Origin of the sequence: Halomonas halophila (assembly GCF_030406665.1) — a bacterium.
GTDB classification, from domain to species: domain Bacteria; phylum Pseudomonadota; class Gammaproteobacteria; order Pseudomonadales; family Halomonadaceae; genus Halomonas; species Halomonas halophila.
This window is the reverse complement of sequence record NZ_CP129121.1, coordinates 78,431-98,209: the sequence shown is the minus strand read 5'-3', so window position 1 is coordinate 98,209 and position 19,779 is coordinate 78,431. Positions and strand designations below refer to the sequence as shown.

Genomic DNA, 19,779 nt, shown 5'->3' with positions numbered 1-19,779 from the left:
CCGCACAGCGGTCGCCCCGCCATGAAACGACGAACCCCGGCCTTGGCCGGGGTTCGTTGCTATGAGCGCTGCACGCCAGCGTCAGTCGTTCAACAGCCGCCGCATGAAGGGCGGCAGCGCCAGGGCGCCGCGATGGGCCTCGACGGTGTAGTAGTCGAGCGGCATCTCGCTGGCCGCGGCCTCCACCTCGCGGAAGGTGGCCACATCGGTCGCCTTGCCGGCCAGGGTCACGCTCCACCAGCCGGAGGGATAGACCGGCTGCGGGAAGGGCAGCGTGGCGACGCTGTCGAAGCCGGCCTCGCGCATGTCATGGCGCAGCTCGCGGATGATCGAGCCGCTGTGATAGAGCGGCGACTCGCTCTGCTGCACCAGCACGCCGCCCGGGCGCAGCACGCGATGGCAGCGGCGCAGGAAGTCGGTCTTGAACAGGCCCTCGGCGGGGCCCACCGGGTCGGTGGAGTCGATAATCAGCACGTCGATGCTGTCGTCGTCCGCCTCCTCGATCCACTTCACGCCGTCGTCGAAGCGCAGCTCGGCGCGCGGGTCGTCGTTGGACTCGACGAGCGCCGGGAAGAAGCGCTCGGAGGCCCGGGTCACTTCCTCGTCGATATCGATCTGGGTGACCTTCTCGACCCCCGGATGGCGCAGCACCTCGCGCAGGGTGCCGCAGTCGCCGCCGCCGATGATCACCACGCGCTTCGGGTCGGCGTGGGTGAACAGCGCCGGGTGGGCGATCATCTCGTGGTAGAGGAAGTTGTCGCGGTCGGTCAGCATCACGCAGCCGTCGAGCACCATCAGATGGCCGAAGGTCGCGGTGGCGTAGACCTCGAGGTACTGATAGGGACTCTGCACCTCGTGCAGCTTCTCGGACACCTTCAGCGAGAAGGCGCTGCCGTGGCTGTCGAAGACTTCGGTGAACCAGCCGGAATCAGCGGAATTGAGGCCAGCGTCGGGGCCTGAATCGAGGCCAGCGTCGGGGCCGGTATCAAGAGAGGAGCTCATCGGAAACCCTCAGGATGACGAGTAAAAGGAAACCATGACCGCCGCGGCGGCCGGCAGAAGCGTCAGCATCTAGCGCATGATACGGCGGCGAAGCCCCCACAGCACCAGCACGGCACAGCCGGCGCCCAGGGCGTTGGCCAGGATATCGGCGGGATCGCCGCCGAAGCGCCCGGGCACCGCGATCTGCGCGAACTCGATCGCCACGCCGAACAGCGCCGCCGCCGCGAAGGCCAGTGTCAGGCGCAGCCCGGCCAGCCCGCTCAGCCCGGCGATGGCGGCATAGCCGAGGAAGTGGTTGAGCTTGTCCCAGGGCAGCGAGCGCGGCAGCGCATCGCCCGGCACCAGGCTGCCCCAGGCCACCGTCAGCGCGGCGGCCAGCGCCAGCCCGGCCCACAGGCGGCGCCGGTCGTGCCAGCGCCGCAGCAGGGCGGTGAGCCGAGCCGGCTCAGTCATGGGCGATGCGTTGATGATAGGCCGGGCTCAGCTCGTGCAGGGCGTCCATGAAGGCGCTGACGTGATCCGGGTCGGTGAACTGGCTGATGCCGTGACCGAGGTTGAACACGTGGCCGGGGCCCTCGCCGTAGCTGTCGAGGATGCGCGCCACCTCGGCGCGGATCGCCGACGGCCGCGAGAACAGCACGTTGGGGTCCAGGTTGCCCTGCAGGGCGACGCGATGGCCGACCCGCTCCCGGGCGACGGACAGCTCGGTGCTCCAGTCCAGTCCCAGGGCATCGGCGCCGGAGGCCGACATCTCCTCGAGCCACTGGCCGCCGTTCTTGGTGAACAGGATCACCGGCACCTTGCGACCCTCGTGCTCGCGGATCAGCCCGGCGACGATCTGCTCCATGTAGCGCAGCGAGAACTCCAGGTAGGCCGGCGTCGAGAGCGCCCCGCCCCAGGTGTCGAAGATCTGCACCACCTGAGCGCCGGCGCGGATCTGGGCGTTGAGGTAGTCGGTGACCGCGTGGGCCAGGGTGTCGAGCAGCCGGTGCATGGTATCCGGCGTGTCGTAGAGCATCGCCTTGACGTGGCGGAAGTCCTTGCTGGAGGCACCTTCCACCATGTAGGTGGCCAGCGTCCAGGGGCTGCCGGAGAAGCCGATCAGCGGCACCCGGCCGCCCAGCTCGCGGCGGATGGTCGAGACCGCGTTCATCACGTAGTCGAGGTCGCGCTCGGCGTCGGGCACGGTGAGCGCGTCCACCGCCTCGGCGGTGCGCACCGGCTTGCGAAACTTGGGTCCCTCGCCGGTCTCGAAGTAGAGCCCCAGGCCCATGGCGTCGGGGATGGTGAGGATGTCCGAGAACAGGATGGCGGCATCCAGCGGATAGCGCTCCAGCGGCTGCAGGGTGACCTCGCAGGCGCGATCGCGATCGCGACACAGGTCCATGAAGCTGCCGGCCTGGGCCCGTACCTCGCGGTATTCCGGCAGGTAGCGGCCGGCCTGACGCATCATCCACACCGGGGTGCGGTCCACGGGCTGCCGCGCCAGGGCGCGCAGAAGGCGATCGTTCTTGAGTTCCATGCGGGCGCTCATCCACGGAAAATGTGGCGACATTGTACCCCATCGGAACCGCACGGGCTGCTCGTGAGCCCGTCATCGTCCTGATAGAATGCGGGAATACCCATCGGCCACGCCATGGTCATGCATCGAGGTACACCGTGACGATTCGCTACATCGCCGCCTCCCGGCTGCCCACTCCCTGGGCCACCTTCACCATGCACGGCTTCGAAGACGAGGCCACCGGCAAGGATCACATCGCCCTGACCCTGGGCGACGTCGACGATGGCGCGCCGGTGCTGGGCCGTGTGCATTCCGAGTGCCTGACCGGCGACGCCCTGTTCTCGATGCGCTGCGACTGCGGCTATCAGCTGCAGGAGGCGCTCAAGCGCATCGCCGCCGAGGGCCGCGGCGTGCTGCTGTATCTGCGCCAGGAAGGCCGCGGCATCGGCCTGCTCAACAAGATCCGCGCCTATCACCTGCAGGACCAAGGCGCCGACACCGTGGAAGCCAACGAGCAGCTCGGCTTCGATGCCGACCTGCGCCGCTATGACCTCTGCCTGCCGATGCTCGAACGGCTGGGCATCGGCGCGCTCCGGCTGATGACCAACAACCCGCGCAAGGTCGATGCCCTGACCCGGGTCGGCGTCGAGGTCAGCGAGCGGGTCAGCCTGACCACCGGCCTCAACCCGCACAACGAGCACTACCTCTCCACCAAGGCCGGCAAGCTCGGCCACATGATGGCCCTGGACGACTTCACCCAGGCCAGCGACGTGGATATCGAACGCAAGTCCTAGGCGCTGCCCGAGCCGCGTCTGCGCTCGCCGACGTTCGGACACCGTCTCAGCGGAGTGAACTGACGGGAACCTCCCCTTCGACGCCGCCGTCGAAGGACAAAGGGAGGTGCCCGTCATGCCTCGACCCTCGCCCCGCGACGACCCCGGCTATTCGCTCCTCGAGGAGCTGCTGCACAGCGTCAGCCATGGCGTGGGCGCGCTGCTCAGCGTCGCCGGCCTGGTCACGCTGATCGCCCTGGGCAGCCGCGAGCTGAACGACGGCCCCTACAAGCTCACCGCGGTCTCCCTCTACGGCACCACCCTGGTGCTGCTCTACACCGCCTCCACCCTCTATCACGGCACGCGCCATCCCGGCCTCAAGCGCGCCTTCCGCATGCTCGACCACTGCGCGATCTACGCCCTGATCGCCGGCACCTACACGCCCTTCCTGCTGGTCAACCTGCGCGACTCCGTCGGCACGCCGCTGCTGGCGGTGATCTGGACCCTGGCCGTGGCCGGCATCGGCCTGAAACTCATGCGTCCCTTCACGCTGGGCGGCCTACACATGGGCAACTACCTGCTGATGGGCTGGCTGATCGTGCTGGCCGCCGGTGAACTGCCCACCGCCTTCACCGCCACCGGCCTCGCGTTGCTGGTCGGCGGCGGGCTGACCTACTCGCTGGGCCTGGTGTTCTTCGCCGTCCGCGCCATCCCCTTCAACCACGCGGCCTGGCACCTGTGCGTGATGGGCGGCAGCGCCTGCCACTTCGCCGCCGTGGTCGTCGACGTGCTGCCCTATTCGGGCTGACGCCCCATCCATTCGACATCGTCGGATAGGCCGATCTTATCGCTGCCATAGCTAAATGTGTCTTTGATTACATTTAGCATGCTACTATTATTCTCCACATCGAACGGCCCGGGACACACCGGATGCCACACGTACCAGATACCGATTCGAGAGAGGAGTCCCCCATGAAGACCAAGATGATCGCCGCCAGCCTGCTGCTCGCCGCCCTGCCCCTCGCCGCCCAGGCCGACAACGCGTCCGAACGCGCCCTGACGCTGAACCAGCAGCCGCTGTCCACCGCTTCCGCCCAGGGCGCCGCGGCGCAGGACGCCAGCCAGGAAGACGTCGTCGCCACCTGGGGCGCCAGCGAGGCCATGGCCCAGGCGCGCCTGCGGCTGAACGCTCGCCAGCAGCAGACCCACATCGCCTCCAGCGACAATGCTACCGAGCTGGCCCGCCAAGCCACTCAGGGCTGAGGAAGGAACCTCGCCCCCGGCCGTCCGCCGCTAGCCTGATCGCGACCGCATCCCGGCGTCCCGATGCAAGAAGCCCCCGACCTCGGTCGGGGGCTTTTTTGTGCTGGCACAAGCTGCCAGAGCGCTCAGTTGGCGGCTCGACCGCCGTCCACCGGCAGACTGAGCCAGAAGACGGTAGCGGCCGCGTCGCTTTCGCACCAGGCCTCCCCGCCGTGCAGCTGCGCCACGGAGCGCACGATGGCCAGCCCCAGGCCGCCGGTGCCCGCCGGCCGCGACCGTGCTGGATCACCGCGATAGAAGCGCTCGAAGAGCCGCTCCCGCTGCGCATCGGGAATCGGCGCCCCGTGGCTGACCACCCCAATGCGCAGCCACCCGTCCTCCGCGAGCGATACCAGCCGGATCTCGGTGCCGCCGTCGCCATGGCGCAGCGCGTTGTCGATCAGGTTGGCGAGCGCCCGGCGCAGCAGGTCGAGGTTGGCCGTCACCCGCCCCTGCGTGCAGTTGATCAGTGCGCGGCCATCGTCCTCGGCCATGCCCTCGAAGTAGTCGCACAGCGGCTCGACCAGCGCCCGCAGCTCGATCGCCTCACGCGGCAGCGTCCTCGACGGCTGCTCGGTGCGCGCCAGGAACAGCATGGTCTCGATCATGCGCGAGAGGCGCTCGTACTCCTCGACGTGGGAACCCAGCAGCTGGCGATATTCTTCCGGCGAGCGTTCCCGCTGCAGCACCTGCTGGGTCGCCCCCAGCAGGTTGCCCAGCGGCGTGCGCATCTCGTGGGCCAGGTCCTCGGAGAAGCGCGACAGCTGGGCGAAGCCTTCCTCCAGACGCGCCAGCATCTGGTTGAGCGCGCGGCTCAGCTCTCGCAGCTCCGCCGTCTCGTCGCTGGCCTCCAGCCGCTGATGCAGATGCGCCACGTCGATGGTGCGCGCCCGCTCGGCCAGCCGCCTGACCGGACGCAGTCCGCGCCGGGCGACGACCCAGCCCAGCCCGCAGGCCAGCACCGCGCCCGCGCCCATGGCGAGCCACAGCCGCAGCCGATAGGCGGCCAGCATGCGCTCGCGTTCCTCGAGGGTCTTGCCGGCCACCAGGGTCAGGCGGCGCCCGTCGTGCTCGACGCTGCGCCAGGCCAGCCGCGTCGATGCGACGGCGGGATGCTCGCCGAGCCGTCCCTCCGGGGCCGGCGGCAGCGCGGGCACCGGCAGGCCCGGCGGGTTGACCTCGATCAGCGGCGCGCCTCGGGCGTCGAGCATCCACAGCAGGCTCTCGCGATTGCCCAGCATGTTGGCGTAGAGCAGCGGCCGGCGGCGCAGCGCCGCGATGCTCTCGCCGTCGTCCAGCAGCGCCTCCATGCGCTCGAGACGGCCCTGCAGCATCCGGTCGTCGCGCCAGGCGATCTGCTGGCCCAGGGCGTGATAGAGATAGGCCCCGAGGCCGCCGAGCAGCAGCAGGGTCACCAGGGCGAAGAGCAGCGACAGCCGCAGCGACAGGGAGGCCGGCACGCGCATCACGGGCGTTCCTCCAGCACGTAGCCCATGCCGCGCTCGGTGTGGATCAGCCGGCGCGGGAAGGGATCGTCCACCTTGGCCCGCAGCCGCCGCACGGCCACCTCGACCACGTTGGTGTCGCTGTCGAAGTTCATCCCCCATACCTCGGCGGCGATCAGGGTCCGCGACAGCACCTCGCCCTCGCGCTCGAGCAGCAGCTGCAGCAGGGCGAACTCCTGGTTGGTCAGCGACAGCCGCGACTCGCCCCGGGTCACCCGCCGCTTCAGCACGTCCATGTGCAGGTCGGCCACCTGGAAGCGCTCCCGCTCGCGGGGTGGGCCACGGCGCAGCAGGGTCCGCACCCGGGCCAGCAGCTCGACGAACGAGAACGGCTTGACCAGGTAGTCGTCGGCACCCAGCTCCAGCCCCTTGACCCGATATTCCACGGCGTCCCGAGCGGTCAGGAACAGCACCGGCACCTGGCTGCGGCGCCGGATCAGGCGCAGCAGCTCCCAGCCGTCGAGACCCGGCAGCATGACGTCGAGGATGATCAGGTCGAAGTCGGCCTCCTCGATCAGGTGGCGGCCGTCCAGCCCGTCCCGGGCCACCTCGACCCGATAGCCGGCCTCGCCCAGCCCCCGGGCCAGGTAGTCGGCGGTCTTGCTCTCGTCCTCCACCATCAGGATGCGCATCGATCGGGCCCTCGTGAAATGACGCCACAGGCTAGCCCGTCGCGCGCGGGCTGCCCATTACAAAGTCGTCATCTCGCCGTCAGGGAGGCGACGGCGAGGCGCTGTCAGGCTGGCGTCTCCATCCCCACAGGAGATTCTCCCATGCGCCTTTCCCGAACGCTGATCGCCGCCCTCGGCCTGTGCGCCGCCGCCCCGGCCCTGGCCGCCGACAATCCGCTCAGCGTGCACGTGCTCGACATCCAGTCCGGCCAGCCGTCCCCGGGCGTCGAGGTCCAGCTCGAGCAGCGCACCGAGAGCGGCTGGGAGGCCCTGGCCACCGGCACCACCGCCGAGTCGGGCCGCATCTCGGCGCTCTATCCCGACGGCCGGGCCTTCACCCCGGGCGTCTACCGCGTGACCTTCGAGACCGGCGACTGGTTCGCCGATCACGACACCCGGACCTTCTTCCCCGAGATCCCGGTGCCCTTCGAGGTGACCGACACCGACCAGCACTACCACATTCCGCTGCTGCTGAGCCCCTACGGCTATTCCACCTACCGCGGCAGCTAGGCGGGGCCGGCCCCGAACGCAAGAAGCCCCCGACCGAGGTCGAGGGCTTCTTCGCATGTGGACGTGCGAGCGCTCGGCGGGGTCAGGCACCGGCCCGCTCGGCCGACAGGCCCCAGCAGCGACGCAGCACCAGGGCCGTGGCCACCATCGCGACGGCACCGGTGGCCCCGCCGATCAGGGCGCTGCCGGACAGGCCGGCGACGAAGAACGCCAGGATGCCGGCCAGGCCCGCGGTGATCGCATAAGGCAGCTGCGTGCGCACGTGATCGATGTGGTCGCAGGACGACCCCGCCGAGGACAGGATGGTGGTGTCCGAGATCGGCGAGCAGTGATCGCCGAAGATGCCGCCGCTGAGCACCGCCGCGATGGCCAGCGCCAGCGGCAGGTCCATGGCCATGGCCACCGGCATGGCGATGGGGATCAGGATGGCGAAGGTGCCGTAGGAGGTGCCGGTGGTGAAGGCCACCAGGGCGCCGATCAGGAACAGCAGCACCGGCACCAGGCTCGGCGCGATGCTGGCCTCGGCCAGGGTCACCAGGTAGTCGGCGGTGCCGAGCTCGGTGGTCACGCTGCCGATCGACCAGGCCAGGGTGAGGATGATGTAGACCAGGGTCATGCTCTTGATGCCGTCGACCACGATCTCCATGGCCTCGCGGAAGTCGAACAGCTTCTGGGCCATGCCCATGACGAGCCCCACGGCCACCGCCACGAAGGTGGCGATCAGGATCGACTGGCCGCCGTCGGCCTCGCCCACGGCAGTGACCAGATCGTTCTCGGGGTAGCCTCCGGTCCACAGGAACAGCGGGGGAATCATCCCCACCAGCACGCCGATCGGCACCAGCATGTTGCGCTTGCGGGCCTGGTGTTCCGGCACCGAGACCATCTCCTCGACCTCGTGGCCGGAAGGCGGGTTGGCGCCCTCGGCCATCACCTCGCCGGTGGTACGGGCGCGCTGCTCGGCCCGAGCCATCGGGCCGTAATCGCCCTGGGTGACGACCAGGAAGACGATCAGCCCCAGCGCCAGCCAGGCGTAGAAGTTGAGCGGGATCGACGACAGGTAGATCAGGTACTCGGAGCCCTCGAGCCCCATGGTCGTCAGCTGGGTGCCGATCAGGCCCATCACGAACACCACCCAGGTGGAGACCGGCCCCAGCAGGCACATCGGCGCCGAGGTGGAGTCCACGATATAGGCCAGCTTCTCGCGGGACACCCGCAGCCGGTCGGTGATCGGCCGCATCACGCTGCCCACGGTCAGGGCGTTGAAGTAGTCCTCGAAGAAGATCAGCACGCCAAGCCCGAGGGTGGCGCCCTGGGCGCCGCGCCGGGAGGCGACCCGGGCGGAGATCGCGCGGGCGATCGCCTGGGCGCCGCCGGTGCGCTGCAGCACGCCGATCAGCACGCCGAACAGGCCGCAGTAGATCAGCACCGTGACGCTCCATTCGTCGCCGACGCTGGGAATGATGAAGTCGCCGAAGCTGTTGTAGAGGCCGGCCGCGGGGTTGCCGCCCGCCAGCATGGTGGCGCCCAGCCAGACACCACAGAACAACGCCGGAATGACGTTGCGCGTCACCAGCGCCAGCAGGATAGCCAGCACGGGCGGCAGGAGGGAAAAGGCTCCGAATGACATCAGGGGAATCTCCGGGATCGTCGTGTCGCTCGCCGCGGTCACGGCGAGGCGCCGCGCATCCTAGGGGGCGCGCGACGATCCGGCAAGCACGATCTCGCCTCCCGGCCGATGCACGAAGCCCCCGACCGAGGCCGAGGGCTTGTGGTGATGGTGCCTGGTGAGGTGCGTGCGGTCAGGCAGCGGCGCGGGCCTTGCGGATGCGCTCGTAGGCGTTGCCGATCTCGCTGGTGCGCTCCTTGGCCACCTCGCGCATGCTCTCCGGCATGCCCTTGGCGGCGAGCTTGTCGGGGTGGTTCTCGCTCATCAGACGGCGATAGGCCTTCTTGATCTCGGCGTCGCTGGCCTCGGACGACACGCCCAGCACCTGGTAGGCCTCCTCGAGGGTCGGCCCGGACTCGGCCGCGGCGCCGGCGCCACCGCCGCCGCGGAGCATCGCCTCGATGCGGGCGATCTCCTCCTCGGAGCAGCCCAGGCCGCGCATCACCCGCATCAGCATCTCGTGCTCGGCGGGGTGCATCTGGCCGTCGGCGGCGACCGCCGCCAGCTGCACCTGCAGGAACACCTGACGCAGCGCCGGCTGGGCGCCGACGATCTGGCGCACCTTGGCCAGCTCCGCGTCCAGATCGAAGTCCGCCGCCTTGCCGCGGGTGAAGTCGGCCCGGGCCTTGGCGCGCTGCTGCTCGTTGAGGCGCAGGCGGTCCCACAGGGTGCGCGAGGCCTCGAGCTCGTCCTCGGAGACCCGGCCGTCGGCCTTGCACAGGCAGCCCATGACCGCGAAGGTCGACTCGAGGAACTGCGCCTGGATGCCGGCCAGCTTGCCGAGCATGCTCTTGCGCAGGCGGCGCGCCAGCCAGTAGCCCAGGCCGCCGCCGACCAGCAGCCCGATGGGGCCGCCGACCAGGAAGCCCAGCAGGGCGCCGATGAAGATCATCATTCTCATGGGGCTTCTCCCGATTCGGTCGCATCGCCCGCCAGCCGGCGGCGGATCGCCGCCTCGATGCCGTCGGCGTCGAGGCCGCACTCGGCCAGCAGCTCGGCGGGCTTGCCGTGTTCGACGAAGGCGTCGGGCAGCCCCAGGTTGAGCACCGCGCCGCGGTGGCCCTCCGCCATCAGCAGCTCATTGACGCCACTGCCGGCGCCACCGGCGACCACGTTCTCTTCCAGGGTCACCAGCAGGTCGTGCTCGGCCGCGGCGGCCAGCACCGCGTCGCGGTCCAGCGGCTTCACCGAGCGCATGTTCAGGTGGGTGGCGTCGAGTCGCTCGGCCACCTCGGCGGCGGGGCCGTTGAGGCTGCCGAAGGCCAGCAGGGCGATCTTCAGGCCCTCGCCGCCGGCGCGCCGCCGGGGCTCGGCCTCGCCGATGGCGAGCGGTTCCAGGTGCTCGGGCATCTCGCTGCCCGGGCCGGTCCCGCGCGGATAGCGCACCGCCGCGGGGCCGTCGTGATGGTAGGCGGCACTGAGCATGGCCCGGCACTCGGCCTCGTCGGCCGGCGCCAGCACCACCAGGCCCGGCACGCAGCGCAGGAAGGACAGGTCCATGGCGCCGTGGTGAGTCGGGCCGTCCTCGCCGACCAGGCCGGCGCGGTCGATGGCGAAGGTCACGTCCAGTTCCTGCACCGCCACGTCGTGGATCAGCTGGTCATAGCCGCGCTGCAGGAAGGTGGAGTAGATCGCCACCACCGGCTTCATGGCCTCGCAGGCCATGCCGGCGGCCAGCGTCACCGCGTGCTGCTCGGCGATCGCCACGTCGAAGTAGCGCTCCGGGTATTCCTGGGAGAAGCGAATCAGGTCAGAGCCCTCGCGCATCGCCGGGGTGATGCCGATCAGCCGCTCGTCCGCCGCCGCCATGTCGCACAGCCAGTCGCCGAAGACGTTGCAGTACTTTTTAGGTTTGGGTTTGGGCTTGGGTTCCGGCTCGGGCGCAGGCGCGGGCGCCGGCTTGAGCGGCGGCGGGGTGTCCTTCTTCTCCGGCTCACCCTTTTCCAGCTTGGTGATGGCGTGGTAGCCGATGGGGTCGGCCTCGGCGGGCAGGAAGCCGCGGCCCTTGCGGGTCTTCACGTGCAGGAACTGCGGGCCGTCCATGTCGCGCATGTTGCGCAGGGTGTGGACCAGCGTCGGCAGGTCGTGGCCGTCGATGGGGCCGATATAGTTGAAGCCCATCTCCTCGAACAGCGTGGCCGGGCTGACCATGCCTTTCATGTGCTCCTCGGTGCGCCGCGCCAGCTCCAGGGCGCCGGGCAGGTGCGAGAGCACCTTCTTGCCGCCCTCGCGCATGCTGGTGTAGGGCTTGCTGGCGAGAATGCGCGCCAGATAGCTGGCCAGGCCGCCGACGTTCTCGGAGATCGACATCTCGTTGTCGTTGAGCACCACCAGCAGATTGGCGTCGACGTGGCCGGCGTGAGCCAGGGCCTCGAAGGCCATGCCGGCGGTCAGGGCGCCGTCGCCAATCACCGCGCAGGCGCGGCGGTTCTCGCCGCGGGCCCGGGACGCCAGCGCCATGCCCAGCGCCGCGGAGATCGAGGTGCTGGAGTGGCCGACGCCGAAGGTGTCGTACTCGGACTCGGCGCGCCGCGGGAAGGCGGCCAGCCCGCCGTACTGGCGGATGCCGGTCATGGCCTCGCGGCGCCCGGTGAGGATCTTGTGCGGATAGGCCTGGTGGCCGACGTCCCACACCAGACGGTCGTGGGGCGTTTCCAGGGCATGATGCAGCGCCACGGTGAGCTCCACGACGCCGAGGCCGGCGCCGAAGTGGCCGCCCGAGACGCCCACGCTGTAGAGCAGGTAGGCGCGCAGTTCGTCGGCCACCCGGGCGAGCTGGGCGTCGTCCATGGCACGCAGGGCGGCCGGCGTTTCCAGGGTGTCGAGCAGCGGCGTGGCCGGACGCTCGCGCGGAATGTCATCGAACAGCTTCATGAAGACTCTATCTGTCAGGGCGGCCGGAGGCCGCCTCAGTGGTCACGCTCGATCATGTATCGGGCCAGCTCGGCCAGGGGCGCGGCGGCTTCGCCCAGCGGCGCCAGCGCCGCCACGCCTTCCTCGACCAGCTCATCGGCCCGGGCGCGGGCGCCCTCGAGGCCCAGCAGGCTCGGGTAGGTGGGCTTGGCGCGGGCGGCATCGGCGCCGGAGGCCTTGCCCAGGGTAGCGGTATCGCCGGTGACGTCGAGCACGTCGTCGTGGACCTGGAAGGCCAGGCCGATGGCCTCGGCGTAGCGTTCCATGGCGGCCAGCCGGGGATCGTCCTCGGTCACCGCGACCAGTCCCCCCAGGCGCACCGCGGCGCGGATCAGCGCGCCGGTCTTGTGGCGATGCATGGTGGCCAGCGCGGTGACGTCAGGGTGGCCGCCCACCGCGGCGAGGTCCAGCGCCTGGCCGGCGACCATGCCGTCACGGCCGGCGGCGTGGGCCAGGGTGGCGATCATCGCCGGCAGCCGCGGATGGGCGGTCTCGGCCAGCACCTCGAAGGCAAGCGCCTGGAGGGCGTCGCCGGCGAGGATCGCCGTGGCCTCGTCATAGGCGCGATGCACCGTGGGCTGGCCACGGCGCAGATCGTCGTCGTCCATCGCCGGCAGGTCGTCGTGGACCAGCGAGTAGGCGTGGACCAGCTCCAGGGCCGCGGCCGGGGCGTCCAGCTCGGTATCGGCGGCGCCCAGGGCGCGGCCGGCGGCGTAGACCAGCACCGGCCGCAGCCGTTTGCCGCCGACCAGCACGCCGTGGCGCATCGCCGCCTCGAGGCGGGCATCGGCGACCGCCGGGCGGGCGAAGAGCGTCTCCAGGCGGGCATCGGCCCGTGCGCGATCGGCGGCCAGTCGCGCCACCAGAGTGTCAGCGTTCACCATCGTCCTCCGCGGGCGGGGCGAAGGGCTGCAGGTCGATGCCGCCGCCCTCGCCTTCGGTCAGGGTACGGACCTTGAGTTCGGCCTCGTCGAGGCGGCGCTGGGCGTCACGGGTCAGGCGCACGCCTTGCTCGAAGGCGTCCAGCGAACCCTCCAGCGTCAGTTCGCCGGACTCCAGCCGCTCCACCAGCGCCTCCAGGCGCTCGACGGTCGCGGCGAAGTCCGCCGGCGCGGACTCGTCACTGGTCCGGCCATCGGCCTCGTCCGGGGGACGGCTTTGCTGTTCCGCCATGGCTTTCCTCGTCGGTCGCTCCCACCATGAGGGCGACAGTATACACGCTCCCCCCCGGGGGTCGTCTGCCCCGAGCATCCCGGCCGACGGTCCCGCTGCGCGCCTCATCATGCACGTAGCTCAAGTCGGCGACGCAGCATTTTCATCCTGGGATTTCCGCGCTGTGGTAGCATGAGCCACCTCATTTCGAGCCGACAGCGGTTCAGGCTTCCGCCCTTCCGGAGGGCTCCAGCACCGGCCTGAGCGGTATGCGGCGCGCACCGTAGAAGGGTTGATTCGACCATGGCCAAGACGTCCCTGGACAAGAGCAAGATCAAGATCCTGCTGCTCGAGGGCATCCACCAGAGCGCGGTGGACCACTTCCTCAACGCCGGGTACACCAACATCGAGCACCTGCCGACCTCGCTGGACGAGGAAACGCTGATCGAGAAGATCCGCGACGTCCATTTCATCGGCCTCCGCTCCCGTACCCAGCTCAACGAGCGCGTGTTCAGCGCCGCCGAGAAACTGGTGGCCGTGGGCTGCTTCTGCATCGGCACCAACCAGGTCGACCTGGACGCGGCCCTGGTGCGTGGCATCCCGGTCTTCAATGCGCCCTACTCCAACACCCGCTCGGTGGCCGAGCTGGTACTGGCCGAATCGATCATGCTGCTGCGCGGCATCCCCGAGAAGAGCACCCGTGCCCACGAGGGCGGCTGGCTGAAGTCGGCCAAGAATTCCCACGAGGCTCGCGGCAAGGTGCTCGGCATCGTCGGCTACGGCAGCATCGGCGCCCAGCTCTCGGTGCTGGCCGAATCGCTCGGCTTCGACGTCATCTACTACGACGTGGTGACCAAGCTGGGCATGGGCAACGCCCGCCAGGTGGGTAGCCTCGAAGAGCTGCTGGCCCGCGCCGACATCGTCAGCCTGCACGTGCCGGACCTGCCCTCCACCCGCTGGATGATCGGCGAGGAGCAGATCGCGCTGATGAAGCCGGGCAGCATCCTGATCAACGCCTCCCGCGGCAGCGTGGTGGTGATCGAGGCCCTGGCCGAGGCGCTCAAGGCCGGCCGCCTCAACGGCGCCGCCGTGGACGTCTTCCCGGTCGAGCCCAAGGGCAACAACGAGGAGTTCGTCAGCCCGCTGCGCGGCCTGGCCAACGTCATCCTCACCCCGCACATCGGCGGCTCCACCCTGGAGGCCCAGGAGAACATCGGCATCGAGGTCGCCGAGAAGCTGGTGACCTACTCCGACAACGGCACCACCATCACCTCGGTCAACTTCCCCGAGGTGGCGCTGCCGTCGCATCCGGGCAAGCATCGCCTGCTGCACATCCACGACAACGTGCCGGGCGTGATGTCCGAGATCAACAAGGTGCTGTCCGAGAACGACATCAACATCCTCGGCCAGTACCTGCAGACCAACGATCGCATCGGTTACGTGGTGATCGACGTCAACAAGGACTACGGCCAGAAGGCGCTGGATGCCCTGAGCCAGGTCGCCCACACCAAGCGCGTGCGGGTGCTCTACTCCGAGACCAGCTTCGAGGGCTGATCGCCCGACAGCCCTCTCGCCCCGCTGACGACCCCGGCCCCGCGCCGGGGTCGTTGCGTCCGAGCCCAGGATGCGCACGCGTCGGCGGAGGGGTAGAATGCCGCCACCCCAACCCGGTCCGTCCTTTGCGAGGACGACAACCAGGAGATCACCATGACCACACCTCAGACCGCGGGGGGCATCGTCGTTGCCGCCCTGTACAAGTTCGTCACCCTCGACGATTTCGAAGACCTGCGCGAGCCCCTGCGCCAGGCCATGCTCGAGCACGACGTGAAAGGCACCCTGCTGCTGGCCCGCGAGGGCATCAACGGCACCGTGTCCGGCACCCGCGAGGGCATCGACGCCCTGCTCGCCTGGCTGGCCCGCGACCCGCGCCTGGCCGACGTCGATCACAAGGAATCCTTCTGCGACGAGCACCCCTTCTATCGCACCAAGGTCAAGCTCAAGCGCGAGATCGTGACCATGGGCGTGGACGGCGTTGACCCCAACGACACCGTCGGCACCTACGTCGATCCCGAGCAGTGGAACGCGGTGATCAACGACCCCGAGGTGCTGGTGATCGACACCCGTAACGACTACGAGGTCGCCATCGGCTCCTTCGAGGGCGCCGTCGACCCGCAGACCAAGTCGTTCCGCGAGTTTCCGGAGTACGTGAAGGCGCACTACGACCCGAGCCGCCACAAGAAGGTGGCGATGTTCTGCACCGGCGGCATCCGCTGCGAGAAGGCCTCCAGCTTCATGCTCAACGAGGGCTTCGAGGAGGTCTTCCACCTCAAGGGCGGCATCCTCAACTACCTCGAGAAGGTGCCCGAGGACGAATCGATGTGGCGCGGCGACTGCTTCGTGTTCGACAACCGCGTGACCGTGCGCCACGACCTCAGCGAGGGCGAGTACGACCAGTGCCACGCCTGCCGCATGCCGATCTCCGCCGAGGACCAGCAGGCCGAGACCTACGAGCCCGGCGTCAGCTGCCCGCACTGCTTCGACTCGCTGCCGGAGAAGACCCGCGCCGCCGCCCGCGAGCGCCAGAAGCAGATCCGCCTGGCCAAGGAACGCGGCGAGCCGCATCCGCTGGGCCGCGATCCGAGGCAGATGAAAGCCACGGCCCGGCAGACCGACGACGACACCCACTGAGCCGTCACGGCGCCCCGTACGCCGCCGGCCTTGCCTCTCGCCACCGCCGCGTCCTCGACGCGGCGGTTTTTTTGGCCGGGCGAAAACGCCCGGCTCCGTTAGACTCTCTAAGACTTTCGTCGTGAGACGGGCTCGACAGCGCCCCGGGTTGTACACAATACTGTTCTGGCATGCGACACAGACGCCGTACACAACACAACAAAGGCACCTGAACCAAGACTCCGCTCCGATGCCTGACGGGGCTTGGGTAACCCTTTGTTGTCCACCGCACCCTCGGGAGGACAACATGACCGCCAATGCCCAGACCCTGTGGATTCGCCACCCGCGTGCCTGCAGCGATCCCGCCGCCGCCGCCGGAGTGGTGATCCGCAACGAGCGCATCGTCGAGGCCGTGCCGGCGGGTGCCACGCCCGCCACGCCGATCGATGCCAGCTTCGACGCCTCGCAGCACGTGCTGCTGCCGGGCCTGGTGAACACCCACCATCACTTCTATCAGACCCTGACTCGCGCCTATTCGCCGGCGCTGAACAAGGAGCTGTTCCCCTGGCTGACGACGCTCTACGACGTCTGGGCCAACCTCACCGAGGAGCAGCTGGAAGTCGCCAGCGAGCTGGCCATGGTCGAGCTGCTGATGAGCGGCTGCACCACCGTGGCCGACCATCACTACGTGTTCTCCGGCGCGCTGACGAACGCCATCGACGTCCAGGTGGCGACCGCCCGCCGGCTCGGCGTGCGCGCCGCCCTGACCCGCGGCTCGATGAGCGTGGGCCGCGACGACGGCGGCCTGCCGCCGCAGTCGGTGGTGCAGGACGAGCGCACCATCCTCGACGAGAGCGCGCGACTGATCGACGCCTATCACCAGCGCGGCGACGGCGCCATGACCACCATCGCCCTGGCGCCCTGCTCGCCGTTCTCGGTGAGTCGCGAGCTGATGCAGGAGAGCGCGCGGCTGGCCGAGGCCAGGGACGTACGCCTGCACACCCATCTGGCCGAGACCGAGGACGAGACCGCCTACTGCGAGCGTCTGTTCGGCATGCGCCCGCTGGACTATCTGGAGGCCACCGGCTGGCTCTCGTCGCGCACCTGGTTGGCCCATGGCATCCACTTCGACGACGGCGAGATCGCCCGGCTCGGCGCCGCCGGCACCGGCATCGCCCACTGCCCGTCGTCGAACATGGTGCTGGGCTCGGGGCTGTGCCGCACCCTGGAGCTGGAGGCCGCCGGCTGCCCGGTGGGCCTGGCGGTGGACGGCTCGGCCTCCAACGACCATTCCAACCTCGCCGAGGAGATGCGCCAGGCGCTGCTGCTCGGCCGGCTGCGCTACGCGCCGAGCGAGGTCAGCCACGATGACGTGATCCGCTGGGCGACCCGCGGCTCGGCCGGCTGCCTGGGCCGCGACGACATCGGCGGCCTGGCGCCTGGCCAGCAGGCCGACCTGGCGCTGTTCCGGCTCGACGAGGCCCGCTTCTCCGGCGCCGAGAATCCCGTCGCCGCGCTGCTGCTGTGCGGCGCCCATCGCGCCGACCGGGTGATGGTCGCCGGGCAGTGGCGGGTGGCCGAGGGCCGGCCGCTGGGCGTCGACCTCGACGACCTGCTGGCCCGCCACGACCGCGCGGCCCGGGCGCTGAGGGCGTAGCGAACAATAGAGAGACAGGACACATCACAGGGTTTCCGCTTCAACAACGACAACAGGAGCCACCACCATGTCGACCCCCGAGACCGCCGGCGAGGCGGCTACGCCACCGGTGCGCAGCACCCACGACGTCAACGCCATGCCGCCCCTGCGCCGGGCCATTCCGCTGGGGCTGCAGCACGTGCTGGCGATGTTCGTCGGCAACGTCACCGTGCCGATCATCATCGCCGGCGCCGCCGACCTGCCCGAGGACCAGACCGCCTTCATGATCCAGGCGGCGATGTTCGTCGCCGGCATCGCGACCCTGGTGCAGTCGCTGGGGCTGGGGCCGATCGGCGCCCGGCTGCCGATCGTCATGGGCACCAGCTTCGGCTTTGTGCCGGTGCTGATTCCCATCGCCGTGGGCATGGGCCTGCCGGCCGCGCTCGGCGCGGCGCTGTGCGGCGGCATCGCCATGGCGCTGGTGGGGCTCTTCCTGCCCTGGTTCCGCTTCCTGTTCCCGCCGGTGGTCACCGGCACCTTCGTGATCATGCTCGGCACCCTGCTGATGCCGGTGGGCTTCGCCTACGCCGGCGGCGGCTTCGGCGCCGAGGACTTCGGTGCCCTGCACAACCTGCTGCTGGCGGCGCTGGTGCTGCTGGTCACCCTGGGCCTGCACCAGTTCGGCCGCGGCATCTGGTCCGAGGCCGCGCCGCTGATCGGCCTGGTCGCGGGCTACGTGACGGCCACCGCCTTCGGCCTGGTGGACTTCGGCCAGATCGCCTCGGCGGACTGGGTCTCGCTGCCCATGCCGCTGACCATCGGCCTGGAGTTCCACCTGGCCGCCATCCTGCCGGTGGTGCTGCTGGCGGTGGTGACCTGCGCCGAGTCGATCGGCGACATCGTCGGCACCACCGCCGGCGGCCTCGACCGCGAGCCCACGGCCAGGGAGCTCTCCGGCGGGGTGATGGCCGACGGCCTGGCCAGCGTGTTCGCCGCCCTGTTCAACGCCTTCCCGCAGATCAGCTTCAGCCAGAACGTCGGCATGGTGGCGCTGACCGGCGTGGTCAGCCGCTTCGTGGTGGCCATCGGCGGCGTCTTCCTGGTGCTGGCGGGGCTGCTGCCCAAGCTCGGCGGGCTGATCTCGAGCATCCCCAATGCCGTGCTCGGGGGCGCCGTGCTGATCATGTTCGGCATGATCGCCAGTGCCGGCATCAAGATGCTCTCCCACATCCCCTTCAACCGCCGCAACATGGTGATCATCGGCGTCTCGCTGTCGGCGGCCATCGGCCTGCCGGCCCAGGAAGGGCTCTACGCCGGCCTCTCCGACAACGTCCAGGCGATCATCGAGTCCGGGCTGATTCCCGGCGCGCTGTGCGCCATCGTGCTCAACCTGGTGCTGCCCGGCCGCGACCGCGTGTTCCGCAACGACGTCTGACGCGCGACGCGCCCGGGCATCCCGCTCCGGCCAGCCCAACGACTCCCTCCCGGCCGCCTCGCCCGAGGCGGCCGTCTCGTTTGTGCCCTGCGCTCAGGCCGGCAAGTTGGAAACCATTTCCGCTGGCAAGACAGTTCTCGCCCGACGCGGTATGCTGAACGACTACTCGAGCAGTCGCAGCAGGAGATCAGGCAGTGAGTGAAGGCAAGCGCAGAACGGCGGGGCGCCCGGCAAGCGGCAAGGGCAGCGGCGGCCACAGCCAGTCTCTGGTGCGCGGACTCAACCTGCTGGAGCGCCTGGCGGGCAATCCCGGCGGCCTGGCGCTGTCCGAGATCGCCGAGCAGGCCGACCTCGCCCCCTCCACCACCCATCGGCTGCTCCAGGCCCTGCAGAGCCAGGGCTTCATCACCCAGGACAACGAGCTCGGGCTGTGGAAGATCGACGTCAAGACCTTCCGCATCGGCAACAGCTTCCTCGAGGCCCGCGACTTCGTCGCCGCCAGCCGGCCCTTCCTGCGCCGGCTGACCGCCCAGACGGGCGAGACCGCCAACCTCGGCGTGCGCGACGGCAGCACCGCGGTGTTCCTGGCCCAGAGCGAATCGCCGCAGATGATGCGCATGATCACCCGCCTGGGCTCCCGGGCGCCGCTGCACGCCTCCGGCGTGGGCAAGGCGCTGATGGCCTGGCTGCCCGACGACGAGCTGGAGCGGGTGCTCGACGAACGCGGCCTGGCACGGGTGACCGTCAACACCCTCCACGACCCGGTGACGCTGCGCGAGAGCCTGGCCGAGATCCGCCGCCAGGGCTACGCCTGCGACCGCGAGGAGCACGCCATCGGCCTGCAGTGCGTGGCCGCCTGCATCCACGACGAGCAGGGCACTCCGCTGGCCGCCATCTCGGTCTCCGGCCCCAAGGCGCGGATTCCCGAGGAGCGCCTGTCCGAACTCGGCGAGCAGATCCGCGAGGCCGCCGAGGAAATCACCGCCCGGCTGGGCGGCCGCATTCCCGCCGCCGACGAACTGCCGGCCTGATTCGACCGCTTTCCC

19 protein-coding genes are annotated in these 19,779 nt (G+C 69.8%); 9 read left to right on the top strand and 10 right to left on the bottom strand.

Annotation, left to right across the window (positions count from 1 at the left end; translation table 11 throughout):
• Positions 1 to 81: 81 nt before the first annotated feature.
• The 3 genes from speE to hemE form a co-directional block, all read right to left on the bottom strand.
• On the bottom strand, positions 82 to 1,002 hold the full coding sequence (gene speE, locus QWG60_RS00430; protein WP_146910216.1) for a polyamine aminopropyltransferase: 921 nt from the start codon (positions 1,000 to 1,002) through the stop codon (positions 82 to 84).
• Positions 1,003 to 1,071: 69 nt separating this feature from the next.
• A complete protein-coding gene (locus QWG60_RS00425) occupies positions 1,072 to 1,455 on the bottom strand; it encodes a VanZ family protein (RefSeq protein WP_107180950.1) in 384 nt (127 codons plus the stop codon).
• Positions 1,448 to 2,524: a uroporphyrinogen decarboxylase gene (hemE, locus tag QWG60_RS00420; protein WP_035599742.1), complete on the bottom strand. Its 1,077-nt coding sequence runs from the start codon at positions 2,522 to 2,524 to the stop codon at positions 1,448 to 1,450. Before hemE ends, QWG60_RS00425 begins: the two co-directional genes overlap by 8 nt.
• 137 nt (positions 2,525 to 2,661) lie before the next feature.
• Between hemE and ribA the strand changes: the two genes are divergently transcribed.
• From ribA to QWG60_RS00405, 3 genes are all read left to right on the top strand, one after another.
• The gene (ribA, locus tag QWG60_RS00415; protein WP_035599739.1) at positions 2,662 to 3,297 is read left to right on the top strand and encodes a GTP cyclohydrolase II; all 636 of its coding nucleotides are present in this window, start codon (positions 2,662 to 2,664) and stop codon (positions 3,295 to 3,297) included.
• A 115-nt stretch (positions 3,298 to 3,412) separates the two neighbouring features.
• Positions 3,413 to 4,084, top strand: a complete 672-nt coding sequence (trhA, locus tag QWG60_RS00410) for a PAQR family membrane homeostasis protein TrhA (RefSeq protein WP_046079033.1) — start codon at positions 3,413 to 3,415, stop codon at positions 4,082 to 4,084.
• Positions 4,085 to 4,248: 164 nt separating this feature from the next.
• Positions 4,249 to 4,539: a hypothetical protein gene (locus tag QWG60_RS00405; RefSeq protein WP_046079032.1), complete on the top strand. Its 291-nt coding sequence runs from the start codon at positions 4,249 to 4,251 to the stop codon at positions 4,537 to 4,539.
• A 125-nt stretch (positions 4,540 to 4,664) separates the two neighbouring features.
• Here QWG60_RS00405 and QWG60_RS00400 read toward each other — a convergent pair whose 3' ends face one another.
• The gene (locus tag QWG60_RS00400) at positions 4,665 to 6,044 is read right to left on the bottom strand and encodes a heavy metal sensor histidine kinase (protein ID WP_222593881.1); all 1,380 of its coding nucleotides are present in this window, start codon (positions 6,042 to 6,044) and stop codon (positions 4,665 to 4,667) included.
• Complete coding sequence (locus QWG60_RS00395) at positions 6,044 to 6,715, bottom strand: heavy metal response regulator transcription factor (protein ID WP_046079030.1); 672 nt, start codon at positions 6,713 to 6,715, stop codon at positions 6,044 to 6,046. The genes QWG60_RS00400 and QWG60_RS00395 overlap by 1 nt, the downstream gene beginning before the upstream one ends.
• 141 nt (positions 6,716 to 6,856) lie before the next feature.
• Here QWG60_RS00395 and uraH point away from each other — a divergent pair, with 141 nt between their 5' ends.
• On the top strand, positions 6,857 to 7,264 hold the full coding sequence (gene uraH / locus QWG60_RS00390; RefSeq protein WP_046079029.1) for a hydroxyisourate hydrolase: 408 nt from the start codon (positions 6,857 to 6,859) through the stop codon (positions 7,262 to 7,264).
• Between the two features lie 82 nt (positions 7,265 to 7,346).
• Here uraH and QWG60_RS00385 read toward each other — a convergent pair whose 3' ends face one another.
• The 5 genes from QWG60_RS00385 to QWG60_RS00365 form a co-directional block, all read right to left on the bottom strand.
• Positions 7,347 to 8,891, bottom strand: a complete 1,545-nt coding sequence (locus QWG60_RS00385) for a Na+/H+ antiporter NhaC family protein (protein ID WP_146910211.1) — start codon at positions 8,889 to 8,891, stop codon at positions 7,347 to 7,349.
• A gap of 172 nt (positions 8,892 to 9,063) precedes the next feature.
• Positions 9,064 to 9,831 (bottom strand): co-chaperone DjlA, encoded by a 768-nt coding sequence (djlA, locus tag QWG60_RS00380; protein WP_046079027.1) that lies wholly within the window; start codon positions 9,829 to 9,831, stop codon positions 9,064 to 9,066.
• The gene (gene dxs, locus QWG60_RS00375) at positions 9,828 to 11,804 is read right to left on the bottom strand and encodes a 1-deoxy-D-xylulose-5-phosphate synthase (protein WP_146910209.1); all 1,977 of its coding nucleotides are present in this window, start codon (positions 11,802 to 11,804) and stop codon (positions 9,828 to 9,830) included. The genes djlA and dxs overlap by 4 nt, the downstream gene beginning before the upstream one ends.
• Before the next feature lie 35 nt (positions 11,805 to 11,839).
• Positions 11,840 to 12,727, bottom strand: coding sequence for a (2E,6E)-farnesyl diphosphate synthase (gene ispA, locus QWG60_RS00370; RefSeq protein ID WP_107180945.1), 888 nt, complete (start codon positions 12,725 to 12,727; stop codon positions 11,840 to 11,842).
• Positions 12,714 to 13,016, bottom strand: a complete 303-nt coding sequence (locus tag QWG60_RS00365; protein ID WP_035599268.1) for an exodeoxyribonuclease VII small subunit — start codon at positions 13,014 to 13,016, stop codon at positions 12,714 to 12,716. The genes ispA and QWG60_RS00365 overlap by 14 nt, the downstream gene beginning before the upstream one ends.
• A 282-nt stretch (positions 13,017 to 13,298) precedes the next feature.
• On the opposite strand from QWG60_RS00365, the gene serA reads away from it, so the two are divergent.
• From serA to bhcR, 5 genes are all read left to right on the top strand, one after another.
• On the top strand, positions 13,299 to 14,549 hold the full coding sequence (gene serA / locus QWG60_RS00360) for a phosphoglycerate dehydrogenase (protein WP_107180944.1): 1,251 nt from the start codon (positions 13,299 to 13,301) through the stop codon (positions 14,547 to 14,549).
• A gap of 153 nt (positions 14,550 to 14,702) precedes the next feature.
• The gene (trhO, locus tag QWG60_RS00355; RefSeq protein ID WP_146910207.1) at positions 14,703 to 15,683 is read left to right on the top strand and encodes an oxygen-dependent tRNA uridine(34) hydroxylase TrhO; all 981 of its coding nucleotides are present in this window, start codon (positions 14,703 to 14,705) and stop codon (positions 15,681 to 15,683) included.
• Between the two features lie 286 nt (positions 15,684 to 15,969).
• The gene (locus QWG60_RS00350; protein WP_146910205.1) at positions 15,970 to 17,319 is read left to right on the top strand and encodes an 8-oxoguanine deaminase; all 1,350 of its coding nucleotides are present in this window, start codon (positions 15,970 to 15,972) and stop codon (positions 17,317 to 17,319) included.
• Positions 17,320 to 17,386: 67 nt separating this feature from the next.
• Positions 17,387 to 18,733 carry a uracil-xanthine permease family protein gene (locus tag QWG60_RS00345; RefSeq protein ID WP_146910203.1) on the top strand — a complete coding sequence of 449 codons (1,347 nt, stop codon included), beginning with the start codon at positions 17,387 to 17,389 and terminating at the stop codon, positions 18,731 to 18,733.
• Positions 18,734 to 18,927: 194 nt separating this feature from the next.
• Entirely contained in the window at positions 18,928 to 19,764 is an 837-nt protein-coding gene (gene bhcR / locus QWG60_RS00340; protein ID WP_146910201.1) for an HTH-type transcriptional regulator BhcR, read from the top strand.
• Positions 19,765 to 19,779: the final 15 nt, after the last annotated feature.